Raw genomic sequence first — 13,658 nt, 5'->3', positions numbered from 1 at the left:
CAGCGTCTTGGCTGTGTTTTGTATTCTCAGCATAGAGCACAGCGACAATTTTACATCTCGTCAACATGGCCCGCCAGTCACCCTGTAGGGAAAATACGAACCCTGTATGAAAATTCCTGGAAACCGCTGGAAAATGCAGCGGAATTTCCCGGGATTTTTCAACATTTGGGCAGATTTATCCCTAGTCAAATAAAGATGCCTGCCGTAAAATTTCACTCTTTTGTTTATTTTGACAAATTTACGCGGCAAGCACGTCGACATGTCGTGAACAGCCTGCCCAAAAAGGTCAGGCACGAGAGCAGTGGAAGAGAAGATGCAGCAATTAACAGAGATTGTGGAACAGGCTCTGGCCGCCATCGAACAGGCGACAGATCTGAAGGTTCTGGACGATATCCGGGTAGACTATCTGGGTAAAAAAGGCCGGATCACCGATTTAATGAAACTGATGGGCACCCTGAGCGCAGAAGAAAAGCCCAAGTTCGGTCAGGCAGTAAACGATGCCAAGCAGAGCGTTCAGGCTAAACTCGGTGAGCAGATGGAGCTGTTTAAAGCCCGCGAACTGGAAGCCAAACTGGCCGCAGAGCAAATCGACGTGACTCTGCCAGGGCGTACTCTGGACAATGGTGGTTTGCACCCAGTAACCCGCACCATTGAACGCATTGAATCTTTCTTTGGCGAGCTTGGTTTCACGGTTAAGCAAGGTCCAGAAATCGAAGATGACTTCCACAACTTCGATGCGCTGAACATTTCTGAGCATCACCCGGCCCGTGCCGACCACGATACCTTTTATTTCAATCCCAAGGTGATGTTGCGTACCCAAACGTCGGGCGTGCAAATTCGCACCATGGAAACGGAAAAACCACCGCTTCGGATTATCTCTCCAGGCCGTGTGTACCGTAACGACTACGACATGACCCATACCCCGATGTTCCATCAGGTGGAAGGTCTCCTGGTGGACGAAAACGTAAACTTTGCAGAGCTTAAAGGCATTCTGCACGACTTCCTGCGTAACTTTTTTGAAGAAGACCTGCAGGTACGTTTCCGTCCATCTTATTTCCCATTTACCGAACCTTCGGCCGAAGTGGACGTAATGGGCAAAAATGGTAAGTGGCTCGAAGTGCTCGGCTGCGGCATGGTACACCCCAACGTACTGCGCAGCGTGGGCATCGACCCTGAAAAGTATTCCGGTTTTGCTTTTGGTATGGGTGTTGAGCGTTTGACCATGCTGCGCTACGGCGTAAACGATCTGCGCGCATTCTTCGAAAACGACCTGCGTTTCCTTAAGCAATTCAAATAACGGAGCAAATTAGTAATGAAATTCAGTGAATCCTGGCTTCGTGAATGGGTTAATCCAGCCATCAGCCGTGAAGACTTAAGTCATCAAATCACCATGGCTGGCCTGGAAGTGGACGGCGTTGACGCGGTTGCGGCCGACTTCAGCGGCGTATTTGTGGGCGAAGTTGTGGAATGTGGCCAACATCCCGATGCCGACAAACTGCGTGTGACTAAAGTAAACGTGGGTGGCGATACCCTGCTGGATATCGTTTGCGGCGCGCCAAACTGCCGTTTGGGCCTGAAAGTGGCCGTTGCCACTGTCGGCGCCGTATTGCCCGGCGACTTCAAAATCAAAAAAGCCAAGCTCCGCGGTCAGCCGTCTGAAGGCATGCTGTGTTCCTACAGCGAGCTGGGTATCGATATCGAAAGCGATGGCATTATCGAATTGCCGCTGGATGCGCCCATTGGTACTGACATCCGTGAATATCTCGACCTGAACGATGCAGTTATCGACGTAGACCTGACCTCCAACCGTGCCGACTGTCTCGGTATGGCCGGTCTTGCCCGCGAAGTGGGTGTACTTAACCGTGCCGAAGTGACAGAGCCAAGCTGGGCCCCTGTTACCGCCAGTATTGCCGACACCATCGATATTCAGCTTTCAGCCCCTGCTGCCTGCCCAAGGTATCTGGGCCGTATCGTGCGTAATGTGAACGTAAAAGCGCCGACACCTGAGTGGATGAAAGAAAAGCTGCGCCGCAGTGGCATCCGTTCAATCGACCCTATCGTGGATATCACCAACTATGTGCTGATTGAATTCGGTCAGCCGATGCACGCTTTTGACCTGGCCAAAATCGACGGCAAGATTGAAGTCCGTCTGGGCAATGGTGAAGAAAAGCTGACATTGCTGGATGGCAGCGAAATCACAGTGCCAAGCGATACTCTGGTTATTGCAGACAACACTAAGCCTCTGGCGCTTGCCGGTGTGTTTGGTGGCGAATTCTCCGGTGTGGGTGAAACCACTCAGGACATACTGCTGGAATGTGCCTTCTTCGCGCCGCTGGCCATCATGGGTAAAGCCCGTAAGCTCGGTCTGCACACAGACTCATCACACCGCTTTGAGCGTGGCGTTGACCCAGAGCTGCAGCACAAGGTGATTGACCGTGCCACCCGTTTGGTGCTGGATATCTGTGGCGGTGAAGCCGGCACTGTGGTGGAAGCCAAATCCGATGAACATCTGCCAAAAGCCAAAGAGATCCTGCTGCGTCGCAGCAAGCTGGACAAAATCCTTGGCCACCATGTACCAGACAGTGACGTAGTTGAAATCCTGACACGTTTGGGTTTTGCCGTAACAGCAGGTGAGGGGGAGTGGCAGGTAACCACGGCGACCTATCGTTTCGATATGGCCATCGAAGAAGACCTGATTGAAGAAGTTGCCCGTATTTACGGTTACAACAACATCCCCAACAAGGCGCCCATGGCACATCTCAGGATGTCTACCCATCAGGAAGCCGATATCTGCCTGAAGAAGGTGCGTAGCCTCTTGGTTGCCCGCGGATTCCAGGAAGCCGTAACTTACAGCTTCGTGGATCCCAAATTGCAGCAATTGGTGCATCCAGGCGAGCAGGCGATGATCCTGCCTAACCCGATTTCCAGTGAAATGTCGGCCATGCGCCTGTCTATGTTCACCGGTTTGCTCACCGCTGTCGGCTACAACCAGGCTCGTCAGCAGGGCCGTGTGCGCCTGTTTGAGACAGGATTGCGCTTTGTGCCTGATGCCAATGCAGAATCCGACGTAAGGCAGCAACCTATGCTGGGTGCCGTGATTGCTGGCCTCCAGAACGAAGAACATTGGTCAATGGAGAGCAAAACCGTTGATTTCTTCGATCTTAAGGGCGATTTGGAGGCAATTATTGGCTTGACAGTTTCGGGATCCGAATTTAGTTTTAGAAGAGCGACACATTCGGCGCTTCACCCAGGCCAATGTGCTGAAATTCTAAGGAATGATCGCGTGATTGGCTATATAGGTGCCGTTCATCCAAGCCTTGAGAAGCCATTTGGGCTCAATGGTAAAACCATCGTATTTGAGCTGGAACTGGATGCATTGCTACATGCGAAATTGCCTGAAGCTCAGGTAATTTCCAAGTTCCCCGCTAACCGCCGGGATATCGCATTGGTCGTGGATGAAAGCGTTGCTGCGGCTGATGTGATAAAAGTGATAAGAAAAGTTGGCGAAAATCAGTTGGTTGGCGTAAACTTGTTCGATGTATACCAGGGTAAAGGTGTTGAGCCCGGTAAAAAGAGCCTGGCAATTGCACTGACGTTACAAGACAACACTCGCACACTTGAAGAAAAAGAGATCGCAGAAGCAGTAGACACTGTGGTTTCAGCACTCAAGTCCGAGTTCAACGCATCGTTGAGGGATTAAAGTATGGCACTTACCAAAGCCGAAATGGCAGAGCATCTTTTTGAAACGCTTGGCATTAACAAGCGGGTCGCGAAAGAGATGGTAGAGACGTTTTTCGAGGAAATCCGAAGCGCTCTCGAAAGTGGTGAGCAGGTCAAGCTGTCCGGTTTTGGTAACTTTGACCTCAGGGACAAAAACCAACGACCTGGCCGCAACCCAAAAACCGGTGAGGATATCCCGATCTCTGCCCGTCGTGTGGTGACATTCCGCCCCGGTCAGAAGCTGAAAAGCCGCGTCGAGTCATCCAACTCCGAAAAGTAACATCGGAATACACTGAGGGAAGGCCACTCATCTGAGTGGCTTTCCTGTTTGTGTGCTCTAAAGAGATTCTAAGTTAAGACAATGCGTTATTTTGACAGACGATTTTACTGGGGACTGCTGCATCCAAGACTGTGGGGTACCTGGATAGCCATCGGCGTCTTGCTCTTTTTTGGCGCCTTGCCTGCCGCTATTCGCGATCCCATCGCGCGGGGCCTGTCCAGGCTGGTACTGCGTATCGCCAAAAAGCCCATCCGGGTGGCCAGGGCCAATATCAAGGCCTGTTTCCCTGACAAATCCGAGCAGGAAGTAGACAGCCTCATTCGCGAGAATGTGGCGCAATTCGTGATGATCCTGATTGGTCAGGCGGAGCTCCTGTTTGGCAGTGAGGCCCATTTACGCCGCCGCGTTTCGCTGCAAGGCTTTGAACATGTCAAAGCGGCCCGTGATGCGGGGCAGCCGATTATTTTCATCATGCCGCATGTCTGGGGTATAGATTACGCCGGGCTCAGGCTTAACCTTGAACTGCCCATGGCAACCATGGCCAAAGCCCACCGCAATGAGCTGTTCAATTGGTTTTCCAATCGCATTCGCAGTCGCCTTGGCGGCCATGTGTACATGCGCGAGGCGGGGCTTCGGGTGCTGATCAGTGAGATGCGCCAGGGCAACAGTTTCTTCTATCTGCCCGATGAAGATTTGGGTCCTGAGCAGAGCGTCTTTGCACCGCTTTTTGCCACCACCAAGGCAACCTTGCCGGTAGTAGGGCGACTGGCGGCGGCCGGCAAAGCTCAGGTGATGCCGGTGACCATAGGTTACGATGATAAGGCGCACCGGTTTTCACTTACAGTGCTACCCGCCATCGACGAAGTCAGCATGGCTGGCAAAGAAAATGAAGCACTGGCGCTTAACCGCGCTGTTGAGCAGGTCATTTCGGCTTACCCTGAGCAGTACATGTGGTTTTTAAAGCTGCTTAAAACCCGTCCAGAGGGCCAGGCGTCTATTTACGATTGACGCTAAATTCCTGCGGGCAACTATACTTATCCGAAGTTAGCCTTTCGGAGTCTTCATGTTGCCCGCACCCATTCCCTTCGATGAGGCCGAAAGGCTTGAGGCGCTACGCAGCCTGAATGTGCTCGATACTGAGGCCGAAGAGCGTTTCGATCGCCTGACCCGTTTGGCGCGCAGGTTGTTTGATGTGCCTATCTGCCTGATAAGTCTGGTTGATTCCGACAGGCAATGGTTCAAATCCTGTATCGGTTTATCCCAATCTGAAACCCGCCGCGACATTTCCTTTTGTGGCCATGCGATTATGCAGGCCGATATCTTTGTCATTGAAGACGCCCATGAAGATCCGCGATTTGCCGACAATCCGCTGGTAACAGGTGAGCCCCATATCCGTTTTTACGCCGGTTATCCGCTTACCCTGAGTAACGGCCACAGAGTTGGCACCCTGTGCATCATTGACCGGATGGCACGCCACTTTGAGCCAGAGGCATATCGCGATCTGGAAGATCTCGGCAAATTGGTGGTGTCTGAGCTGGAAGCGGTGCAAACCGCCACCCTGGACCCATTGACGGGCCTGTCGAACCTGCGTGGCTTTGAACTGCTGGCCAAACAATGCCTCGCCAAGTGTCAGCGGCAACAGCAGGACGCGACGCTTTTTTTCATGGATCTGGATTACTTCAAGGAAATCAATGACCGCTTTGGGCATCAGGAAGGAAACAGCGCCCTGGTGGCATTCGCCAATCTGCTGAAAGAGGCCTTTCGTGAGTACGATGTGATTGCCCGTATTGGCGGCGATGAGTTTGTTGCGCTGGTCAGCCACGAACGGTCGATGTCGCCGGCAGCCGGGATCTTAAGCCGCTTGCATCAAAACCTGGCAAAGCACAATATCAATACTCCCATTGGCTATCAGTTGGAATTCAGTTGCGGCACTGCGCGTTTCGATCCCCTGGTGCCAAGCTCCCTTGAACGGCTTTTGAAGGATGCCGATATCCACATGTATCGCGAAAAGCAAATTCATCACCAAAAGCATGGCGAGCAGAATTGAAGCAGGGCGAGACAGGTGTGCAGTCTGTGCCCGTGTCGCTCGTAAGAAATGACGTCTGAAAACACCAACAAAAAACGCTGCCATGGCAGCGTTTTTACATTAGTGGCAGGCAGAATCTTAGCTTCTGGCCTTATGACGCTCATAGAGGTTTTCGGTGATGTCCGCAAGTGACAGCCCCTGATCTTCCAGCAATACCATCAGGTGAAACAGCAGATCTGAGGCTTCATCGACCAACTCTTTCTTATCGTGGGTTGCGGCGGCGAGCGCCGTTTCCAGCCCTTCTTCACCTACTTTTTGCGCCATACGTTTGGTGCCGCTGGCAAACAGGGATGCGGTATAACTGCTGCCGCCTTCGCCTGCATCACAGGCTTTTTTCCTGCCCTGAATCAAGCTCTCGAGTCCGGCGATAAAGCTGTGGCTGCCATCTTGCCAACATGACTCTGTGCCTGTGTGGCAGGTTGGGCCCTTGGGCATAACCTGCACCAATAGGCTGTCGTTATCGCAGTCGGCGGCAATGCTGATAAGGCTCAGCACATGGCCGGACGACTCGCCCTTGGTCCAAAGCCGCTGCTTGCTGCGGCTGAAAAAGGTGACCATGCCGGTCTGCAGTGTCTTTTCCAGGGCGGCCTTGTCCATATAGCCCTGCATCAGCACCTTGCCGCTTAAGTGGTTTTGCACGATAGCGGGAATGAGGCCGTCTTGTTTGTCCCAGTCGAGACGGTTTAAAAGGGTTTCGTCAGCCATGGGCCATTACTCCGTTAACCTGATGGCAATCCCCTGAGATGCAAGGAATTGTTTAAGCTCACCTATATTGATAATGCCTTTGTGAAACACACTGGCGGCAAGTGCGGCATCAACCCGGGCATCGCTGAACACCTCGGCAAAGTGGGCCATGGTGCCGGCACCGCCAGAGGCAATCAGCGGCACATCGCAGATGGTGCGTACCTTAAGCAGCTGCTCAATATCATAGCCCTGACGCACACCATCCTGATTCATCACATTCAGCACTATCTCACCGCAGCCCTGACGCTGCACTTCTTCAACCCAATCCAGGGTGTGCCAGCGGGTGTCTTTGGTGGCGGCTTCATCGCCGGTAAACTGCTTTACCGTGTAGTTGCCGCTGTCGCTATCGTAAAAGCTGTCGATACCCACCACCACACATTGGCGTCCAAATTCATCGTGCAGCCTGCGAATAAGGCTGGGATCCGACAGAGCAGGCGAGTTGATGGAAATTTTATCGGCGCCGAAGGCCAGAATTTCCCGCGCCTGAGCTGCCGTTTTGATACCGCCAGCCACACAAAAGGGAATGTCGATGCGCTCGGCAATGCGGCTAACCCAGGATTTATCCACCACATCGCCTTTGGCACTGGCGCTGATATCGTAAAATACCAGCTCATCGGCACCTTCTTCGGCGTAGCGGGCGGCGAGGGGGACTATATCGCCCACAACTTCGTGGTTGCGAAATTGCACGCCCTTCACCACTTTGCCGTCTTTCACATCCAGGCAGGGCACTATGCGTTTGGCCAGCATGCAATTGCCTCCTTTGCAGTAAATACGCCGGTCAGCAGTGCCTTACCGATGATGATGCCGCTGGCACCGGATTGCCTGATGGCTTTTACGTCTTCCAGGGTAGCGACGCCGCCACTGGCCTGCCATTGCACATCGCTAAAACGCTCGGCCAGTTCTCGGTAAAGCGCTGTGTTGGCGCCGGTCATGGTGCCATCGCGGCTGATATCGGTTACCAGGGCGTGTTTAAGACCCGCGGGCATAAAGGTGTCCACCAGGGATTCGAGTGACTTTCCGCCGCCCTGTTGCCAGCCGTGAACTGCCACCATCTTGTTGCCCTGGGCATCGATATTGACATCGAGGGCAAGACAAATGGCATCACCGCCATACTTATCAAAAAGGCTTAGGACCACCTCAGGTGACTTGACCGCCAGCGAGCCAATCACGACCCGGGCAACGCCGGCATCCAGCAGGGCATCCACATCGGCGGCGCTGCGAATGCCGCCGCCTACCTGCAGTGGGGTGGACAAACCGGCCGCAATCTCTTCAATTAACCTGGTTTGCCTCTTGTCGGGGTCTTTAGCGCCGGTCAGATCAACAAGATGCAAGAGCGCTGCTCCATCTTGCTGATAGCTCTGCAATTGCGTTTTGGGATCCAGAGAAAATTCGGTCTTTTTGGCGTAATCGCCCTGAAACAGGCGCACCACCTGACCATCAATAAGGTCGATTGCAGGAATGATCATGATTGCTCCAAGGTGTCGACATTGGTTTGCGCCGGTGAATTTTCAATAAGCTCTGGTTCGGCAGCTGCAAGCCCCAGGTCGGCCAGTGTGAGTCCCAGAAAGTTTTTCAGGATTTTGGCGCCGGTGGCAGCGCTTTTTTCCGGATGGAACTGCACTCCCATAAAATTATCTTTGGCGATGGCCGCGCTGAAGGCTTCGCCATACTCGCAGCTGGCGATGGTGGCCGCGGACTCGGGGGCACAGAAGGAGTGCACAAAGTACACCCACTCGCCAGGCTCAATGCCGGCAAATAGCGGATGGCCGGACACCTTAAGCTGATTCCAGCCCATGTGGGGCAAAGGTTGGCTGCCTGCATCCAATTCGCGAATTTCACCAGGGATAATATCCAGGCAATCAATATCTTCACCCTTGGCGCCGCGCTCGTGTGAGCGGGTCATCAACAGTTGCATCCCAAGGCAGACGCCGAGTACCGGCTGGCTCAGGGTTGGGATCAGTTTATCAAGCCCTCTGGCTCTCAGGGCATCCATGGCTGCCGCTGCCGTGCCAACGCCCGGTAGCACCAGACGTGGCGCGGCGCGAAGCACTTCGCTGTCGCGGCTTACCAGCACCCTGGCGCCGAGGCGCTCAAAGGCAAACTTCACTGAGCTTAGATTGGCACAGCCGGTGTCAATGATGACCAAATCGGCGCTTGCGGCTGCTTCAGTGGCGCCGCCGGCCGATATCATGGACTCTTTCATCAAAGCATTCCTTCTCTCATCAAAGCATTCCTTCCCACGTCACAGCACGCCTTTTGAGGATGGCAGGGCATCACCTTCGATGGCAACAGCCTGGCGCAGTGTTCGGCCCAGTACCTTGAACAGGGCTTCTACCTTGTGGTGATCGTTGTCGCCATCACAGCCGATGTGTAAGGTGCAGCGCAGGCCATCGGCAAACGAGCGGAAGAAGTGCGGCACCATTTCGGTGGCCATTTCGCCCACTTTATCCCGGCTGAAGCTGGCATCAAACTTGATAAACGGCCGACCCGAGATATCCATCAGACACTGACCCGAGGCTTCATCCATGGGCAGGGCAAAGCCGAAACGGCCGATGCCGCGTTTGTCACCCAGGGCCTGACGCAGTGCATCACCCAGCGCCAGCGCTGTATCTTCCACGCTGTGGTGATCGTCAATTTCAAGGTCGCCATCGACGTTAAGCTTCAGGCTGAAATTGCCGTGGGTGGCGATTTGATCGAGCATGTGGTCGAAAAAGCCGATGCCGGTCGCAATTTGATTGTTGCCTGGGGTATCCAGATCAACAGTGACCCGAATGTCGGTTTCGCGGGTAGTGCGCACCACGGTGGCGCAGCGACCTTTGGCGAGCAGCGCATCGGCAATGGCATTCCAGCCGAGGGTTTCACGCTGATATTTAAAGCTCTTGATACCCATGGCGTTGCCAAGCTCGACGTCGGTATCGCGATCGCCAATTACTGCTGAGGCGGTGAAATCCACCAGACCTTGGGTCAGGAAGGATTTCACCAACCCGAGTTTAGGTTTGCGGCAGCTGCAGTTTTCATCATTGAAGTGCGGGCAAATCAGCACCTCATCAAACTTAACGCCCTGACTTTCAAAAACCTGCATCATCAGGTTGTGGGGCGCATCGAAATCTTCCTGGGGGAAAGATGGGGTGCCGAGGCCATCCTGATTACTGACCATAATCAGCCGATAACCGGCTTTTTGCAGCCGCAGCAGCGCAGGAATGGCGTTTGGTTCAAACACCAGCTTGCTGAGACTGTCGACCTGCTTATCTGTTACCGGCTCTTCAATCAGGGTGCCATCGCGGTCGATAAAAAGCATTTTCTGGGGCATGGGTAGTCTGTCCTTATGATTATTTGCTGTCGATGCGGCCGATGGCCTCGATAATGGAATCCGTCTCTTGCTCGCTGGTGTAGCTGATGCGAATGGCATCTTTAAGCCTTGGGTGGCTGTAGCGTCTGGCGACTATGCCTGCGTTGGCAAGGGCTCTGGCGAGTGCTTCCACATCATTGCTGAAAGCGAGCACATAGTTACCGCCGCTTGGCAGGACGCGAAGGCCTGCATTGGTAAGCGCTACCGCGAGTCTTGCGCCTTGTGTATTAAGCAATACCACATCGGCGCACATTTGGGCGACGCCCTGCGCGGAAAGGGCTTTTTCGGCAATCACAGACACAGGTACAGGCACCGGATAGGGCGCAATCACCCGCATCACCAGCTCGCACACCGAGGCGCTTGCCAGCAGGAAACCGCAGCGGGCACCGGCGAGACCAAAGGCTTTGGAGAGGGTGCGCAGCACCACCAGATTGTCAAATTCTGCCATCAAGCCTGTGGCACTTTGGGCGGGTGAGCCGTCTGGGTTGCGGGCAAATTCGATGTAGGCTTCATCAACCACCACCAGCGCATTGGGGAAGGTTTTTGCCACCCGCGCAATTTCATCAAGCGGCAGCAAGGTGCCGGTTGGGTTATTGGGGTTGCAGACAAACACCAATTTGCTGCCTGTTAAGGCCGAGATGTCGTCAGGCAGGCTGAAATCTTCCGCCAGCGGCAGGGTGTTGACCGCCACATTAAAGGTGGCCGCGCTGATGGAGTACATGCCATAAGTTGGGCTGAAAATGCCGATGCTGTCTTTGCCGGGCACACAAAAGGTGCGAATAAGCAGTTCAATGGCTTCATCGGCGCCGCGGCCGCATATCAGCTCATTGGCCGCAACGCCGGCATACGCCGCATAGGCGGCAATCAGCTCGGGTGGCTGGCACTCGGGGTAGCGGTTGGCGCCATCAATGCCAGTGCGGTTAAAGGGTGACTCATTGGCATTTACCCAAATTTCGCCGCTGCCACCAATGCGCCGAGCGCTCTGGTAGGGCTCCAGGCTTAAAAGCTCAGGGCGGGCGAGGCGTGCTGCCAGGCTATCCGCTGGAATTGCGTTTACCTGAGATGTCATTGACCATTCTCCTCACGTGCGACGGCATCAAGCCTGACTTTTACTGCATTTTTGTGGGCATCCAGTGACTCGGCCGCAGCCAGTGTCATCACAGTTTGACCAAGTCCTTTCAGTCCGTCCGCAGTTAATTCCTGCACTGTAAAGCGGCGGCAAAAATCGGCCAGCGACAGGCTGGAGACGGTTTTGCTGTAACCGTAGGTGGGCAGCACGTGGTTGGTGCCGGAGGCATAGTCGCCAACCGATTCCGGCGTAAAGGCGCCTAAAAACACCGACCCTGCCGCACGAATGCGTGGCAGCAGCTCCCTTGGATCGCGGGTTTGAATGATCAAATGCTCCGGGGCATAGAGGTTAGAGACCATTGCCGCCTCGTCCAGGGTGTCAGTCATGATAATACGGCTGCATGACAGCGCGCCTTCTGCGGTTTCTCGTCGTGGCAGCAGGGCAAGCTGGCTCTCAAGTGCCGCTTCAACGGCCTTGGCCTGGGCGCTGGAGTCGGTGACAAAAATTACCTGTGAGTCACTGCCGTGCTCGGCCTGAGATAAGAGGTCGGCAGCAATAAACTCAGGGTTGGCCGTATCATCGGCAATCACCAGCACTTCGGAAGGACCGGCTGGCATATCTATGGTGACCGCGGCCTGGGTATCCCGTGCCACCTGGGCCTTGGCTTCGGTCACATACCTATTGCCGGGGCCAAAAATTTTATCGACTTTCGGCACGCTTTCGCTGCCGTAAGCGAGCGCCGCAATGGCCTGGGCGCCACCTATTTGGAACACATCGGTAATGCCGCACACGCTGGCCGCGTAAAGAATGGCATCATCGATGGGCGGCGGGCTTACTAGCACTCGTTTGTTGCAGCCGGCAATGGTTGCAGGCACTGCCAACATTAGCACAGTGCTGATAAGGGGGGCGCTGCCGCCAGGAATATAAAGCCCCACCTTTTCAATTGCTTCACTTTTAAGCTCACAGCGAACCCCCGGCTGGGTTTCCAGGCTGATTTCACTGAACTGCTGGGCGCTGTGAAAGCGGGCAATATTGGCGCGGGCGGCGTTGATGGCGTCTTTAAGCTCAGGGCTGACGCGCTCGCAGGCCGCCGCGATGGCTTCAGCACTCAGCGCCAGCGTATCGATTTCGGCTTTATCGAAGCGGGCCGCGTATTCAATAAGGGCCTTATCGCCACCACGCTTCACATTGTCAAGAATGTCACTGACCGATGCAGCCAGACTGTCGTCACCCACCAGAGGTGAGCGGGACAGCGCCTGGCGCTTGGCATCCTCGTTTAAGGTGTTCCAGACCAAGGTTTCCATCACTTACCCCATCATCTTTTCGATTGGCATCACCAGAATCGAGCTGGCGCCGAGGGCGGTCAGTTCTTCCATGGTGTCCCAGAACAGGTCTTCGGTGCTGACCGCGTGGATGGCCACCCGATTGGTTTCATCATTGAGCGGCAGCACAGTGGGGTTTTCAGCGCCGGGCAGCAGGGCAACAATTTGCTCCAGCGTTTCGGTTGGGGCGTGCAGCAGGATGTACTTGCTTTCACGGGCACGGATAACCCCATTCACCCGGGAGAGGATTTTATTGATAAGTGCCTGCTTGGCATCGCTTTGTGGTGTGGTGGACTGAATAATACAAGCCATGGAGCGGAAGATGACTTCAGTTTCGTACAGGCCGTTGGCTTCGAGGGTGGCACCGGTCGACACCAGATCGCAGATACCATCTGCAAGGCCGGCGCGGGGCGCCACTTCCACTGAACCCTTTAATTGGCAGTCCTGATAGGATATGCCTTTATTTTGCATAAAGCGGCGAAGCAGGTTGGGGTAGGATGTCGCGATCCTAAGGCCTTCCAGCGAGCTTGCATCGCCATAAATAAATTCGGTTGGTACCGCCAGAGATAAGCGACAGGCACCAAAGTCCAGTTGTCTGAGCTTAACGACGTCGGACGCATTTCCAAGACATTCCCGCTCAAGCTGCTCTTCTTCCAGTACGTTTTCACCGACTATGCCCAAATCAACTACGCCGTCCATTACCAGGCCTGGGATGTCATCGTCACGCACCCGCAAAATATCCACGGGCATATTGTCGGCGTGGGCGATGAGCCGCTGTTCGTTCACGCTGAATTTTACTCCGCAGCTTTTCAGCAGCTGTTGGGACTCGGTGGACAAGCGTCCGGATTTTTGAATGGCGATTCTCAGTCTGGCAGTCATGGCGAAATATCCTGGTATCTAAAGTAATGTTTAAAATCAAAAACTTTGGTGCAAAGAAAAACCCCCGGAATTCCTTCCGGGGGTTGTCCTGAAACTTTAGATCATGACCGCCAGAAGGAATGCACCTTCGGCAGTGAGCTTCCGAAGGCTACCGCTTGTGATGGTGATGATGGTGCTTGGCAGTCGAAAGCTGGAACATGTGTCTTTAA

Annotated in this window: 13 protein-coding genes; 5 read left to right on the top strand and 8 right to left on the bottom strand. The window is 54.3% G+C overall.

Features of this window, described 5'->3' with window-relative positions; genetic code table 11:
* Window positions 1-313 precede the first annotated feature (313 nt).
* The 5 genes from pheS to K0H79_RS10095 all read left to right on the top strand — a co-directional run bounded on the left by pheS (window position 314) and on the right by K0H79_RS10095 (window position 6,047).
* Window positions 314-1,297, top strand: coding sequence for a phenylalanine--tRNA ligase subunit alpha (pheS, locus tag K0H79_RS10115; protein WP_220064721.1), 984 nt, complete (start codon window positions 314-316; stop codon window positions 1,295-1,297).
* 15 nt (window positions 1,298-1,312) lie between these two features.
* Complete coding sequence (pheT, locus tag K0H79_RS10110) at window positions 1,313-3,700, top strand: phenylalanine--tRNA ligase subunit beta (RefSeq protein WP_220075703.1); 2,388 nt, start codon at window positions 1,313-1,315, stop codon at window positions 3,698-3,700.
* Between the two features lie 3 nt (window positions 3,701-3,703).
* A complete protein-coding gene (gene ihfA, locus K0H79_RS10105) occupies window positions 3,704-4,000 on the top strand; it encodes an integration host factor subunit alpha (RefSeq protein ID WP_011760064.1) in 297 nt (98 codons plus the stop codon).
* 81 nt (window positions 4,001-4,081) lie between these two features.
* Window positions 4,082-5,008, top strand: a complete 927-nt coding sequence (gene lpxM / locus K0H79_RS10100; RefSeq protein ID WP_220075702.1) for a lauroyl-Kdo(2)-lipid IV(A) myristoyltransferase — start codon at window positions 4,082-4,084, stop codon at window positions 5,006-5,008.
* 55 nt (window positions 5,009-5,063) lie between these two features.
* Window positions 5,064-6,047, top strand: coding sequence for a diguanylate cyclase (locus K0H79_RS10095; protein WP_220075701.1), 984 nt, complete (start codon window positions 5,064-5,066; stop codon window positions 6,045-6,047).
* Between the two features lie 117 nt (window positions 6,048-6,164).
* Here the strand turns inward: K0H79_RS10095 and hisIE are convergent, their stop codons facing one another.
* From hisIE to hisG, 8 genes are read right to left on the bottom strand one after another with little or no spacing between them, the layout of a single operon-like run.
* Complete coding sequence (hisIE, locus tag K0H79_RS10090; protein WP_220075700.1) at window positions 6,165-6,791, bottom strand: bifunctional phosphoribosyl-AMP cyclohydrolase/phosphoribosyl-ATP diphosphatase HisIE; 627 nt, start codon at window positions 6,789-6,791, stop codon at window positions 6,165-6,167.
* 6 nt (window positions 6,792-6,797) lie between these two features.
* Window positions 6,798-7,577, bottom strand: a complete 780-nt coding sequence (hisF, locus tag K0H79_RS10085) for an imidazole glycerol phosphate synthase subunit HisF (RefSeq protein ID WP_220075699.1) — start codon at window positions 7,575-7,577, stop codon at window positions 6,798-6,800.
* Entirely contained in the window at window positions 7,559-8,296 is a 738-nt protein-coding gene (gene hisA / locus K0H79_RS10080; RefSeq protein WP_220075698.1) for a 1-(5-phosphoribosyl)-5-[(5-phosphoribosylamino)methylideneamino]imidazole-4-carboxamide isomerase, read from the bottom strand. Before hisA ends, hisF begins: the two co-directional genes overlap by 19 nt.
* On the bottom strand, window positions 8,293-9,033 hold the full coding sequence (gene hisH, locus K0H79_RS10075) for an imidazole glycerol phosphate synthase subunit HisH (protein WP_220075697.1): 741 nt from the start codon (window positions 9,031-9,033) through the stop codon (window positions 8,293-8,295). The genes hisA and hisH overlap by 4 nt, the downstream gene beginning before the upstream one ends.
* A 39-nt stretch (window positions 9,034-9,072) precedes the next feature.
* A complete protein-coding gene (hisB, locus tag K0H79_RS10070; RefSeq protein WP_220075696.1) occupies window positions 9,073-10,140 on the bottom strand; it encodes a bifunctional histidinol-phosphatase/imidazoleglycerol-phosphate dehydratase HisB in 1,068 nt (355 codons plus the stop codon).
* Window positions 10,141-10,159: 19 nt separating this feature from the next.
* The gene (gene hisC / locus K0H79_RS10065; protein ID WP_220075695.1) at window positions 10,160-11,248 is read right to left on the bottom strand and encodes a histidinol-phosphate transaminase; all 1,089 of its coding nucleotides are present in this window, start codon (window positions 11,246-11,248) and stop codon (window positions 10,160-10,162) included.
* On the bottom strand, window positions 11,245-12,552 hold the full coding sequence (hisD, locus tag K0H79_RS10060) for a histidinol dehydrogenase (protein WP_220075694.1): 1,308 nt from the start codon (window positions 12,550-12,552) through the stop codon (window positions 11,245-11,247). The genes hisC and hisD overlap by 4 nt, the downstream gene beginning before the upstream one ends.
* Window positions 12,553-12,555: 3 nt before the next feature.
* Window positions 12,556-13,449 carry an ATP phosphoribosyltransferase gene (gene hisG / locus K0H79_RS10055; RefSeq protein WP_220075693.1) on the bottom strand — a complete coding sequence of 298 codons (894 nt, stop codon included), beginning with the start codon at window positions 13,447-13,449 and terminating at the stop codon, window positions 12,556-12,558.
* Window positions 13,450-13,658: the final 209 nt, after the last annotated feature.

Origin of the sequence: Shewanella sp. FJAT-52076 (genome assembly GCF_019457455.1) — a bacterium.
In the GTDB taxonomy this organism is placed as follows: domain Bacteria; phylum Pseudomonadota; class Gammaproteobacteria; order Enterobacterales; family Shewanellaceae; genus Shewanella; species Shewanella zhangzhouensis.
This window is presented reverse-complemented; position numbering and strand designations above follow the sequence as displayed.

Bases quoted from the DNA above. Each gene is read 5' to 3' on its own strand.
- pheS (WP_220064721.1), top strand. From the start codon at position 314: ATGCAGCAATTAACAGAGATTGTGGAACAGGCTCTGGCCGCCATCGAA.
- pheT (WP_220075703.1), top strand. From the start codon at position 1,313: ATGAAATTCAGTGAATCCTGGCTTCGTGAATGGGTTAATCCAGCCATC.
- ihfA (WP_011760064.1), top strand. From the start codon at position 3,704: ATGGCACTTACCAAAGCCGAAATGGCAGAGCATCTTTTTGAAACGCTT.
- lpxM (WP_220075702.1), top strand. From the start codon at position 4,082: ATGCGTTATTTTGACAGACGATTTTACTGGGGACTGCTGCATCCAAGA.
- K0H79_RS10095 (WP_220075701.1), top strand. From the start codon at position 5,064: ATGTTGCCCGCACCCATTCCCTTCGATGAGGCCGAAAGGCTTGAGGCG.
- hisIE (WP_220075700.1), bottom strand. From the start codon at position 6,791: ATGGCTGACGAAACCCTTTTAAACCGTCTCGACTGGGACAAACAAGAC.
- hisF (WP_220075699.1), bottom strand. From the start codon at position 7,577: ATGCTGGCCAAACGCATAGTGCCCTGCCTGGATGTGAAAGACGGCAAA.
- hisA (WP_220075698.1), bottom strand. From the start codon at position 8,296: ATGATCATTCCTGCAATCGACCTTATTGATGGTCAGGTGGTGCGCCTG.
- hisH (WP_220075697.1), bottom strand. From the start codon at position 9,033: ATGAAAGAGTCCATGATATCGGCCGGCGGCGCCACTGAAGCAGCCGCA.
- hisB (WP_220075696.1), bottom strand. From the start codon at position 10,140: ATGCCCCAGAAAATGCTTTTTATCGACCGCGATGGCACCCTGATTGAA.
- hisC (WP_220075695.1), bottom strand. From the start codon at position 11,248: ATGACATCTCAGGTAAACGCAATTCCAGCGGATAGCCTGGCAGCACGC.
- hisD (WP_220075694.1), bottom strand. From the start codon at position 12,552: ATGGAAACCTTGGTCTGGAACACCTTAAACGAGGATGCCAAGCGCCAG.
- hisG (WP_220075693.1), bottom strand. From the start codon at position 13,449: ATGACTGCCAGACTGAGAATCGCCATTCAAAAATCCGGACGCTTGTCC.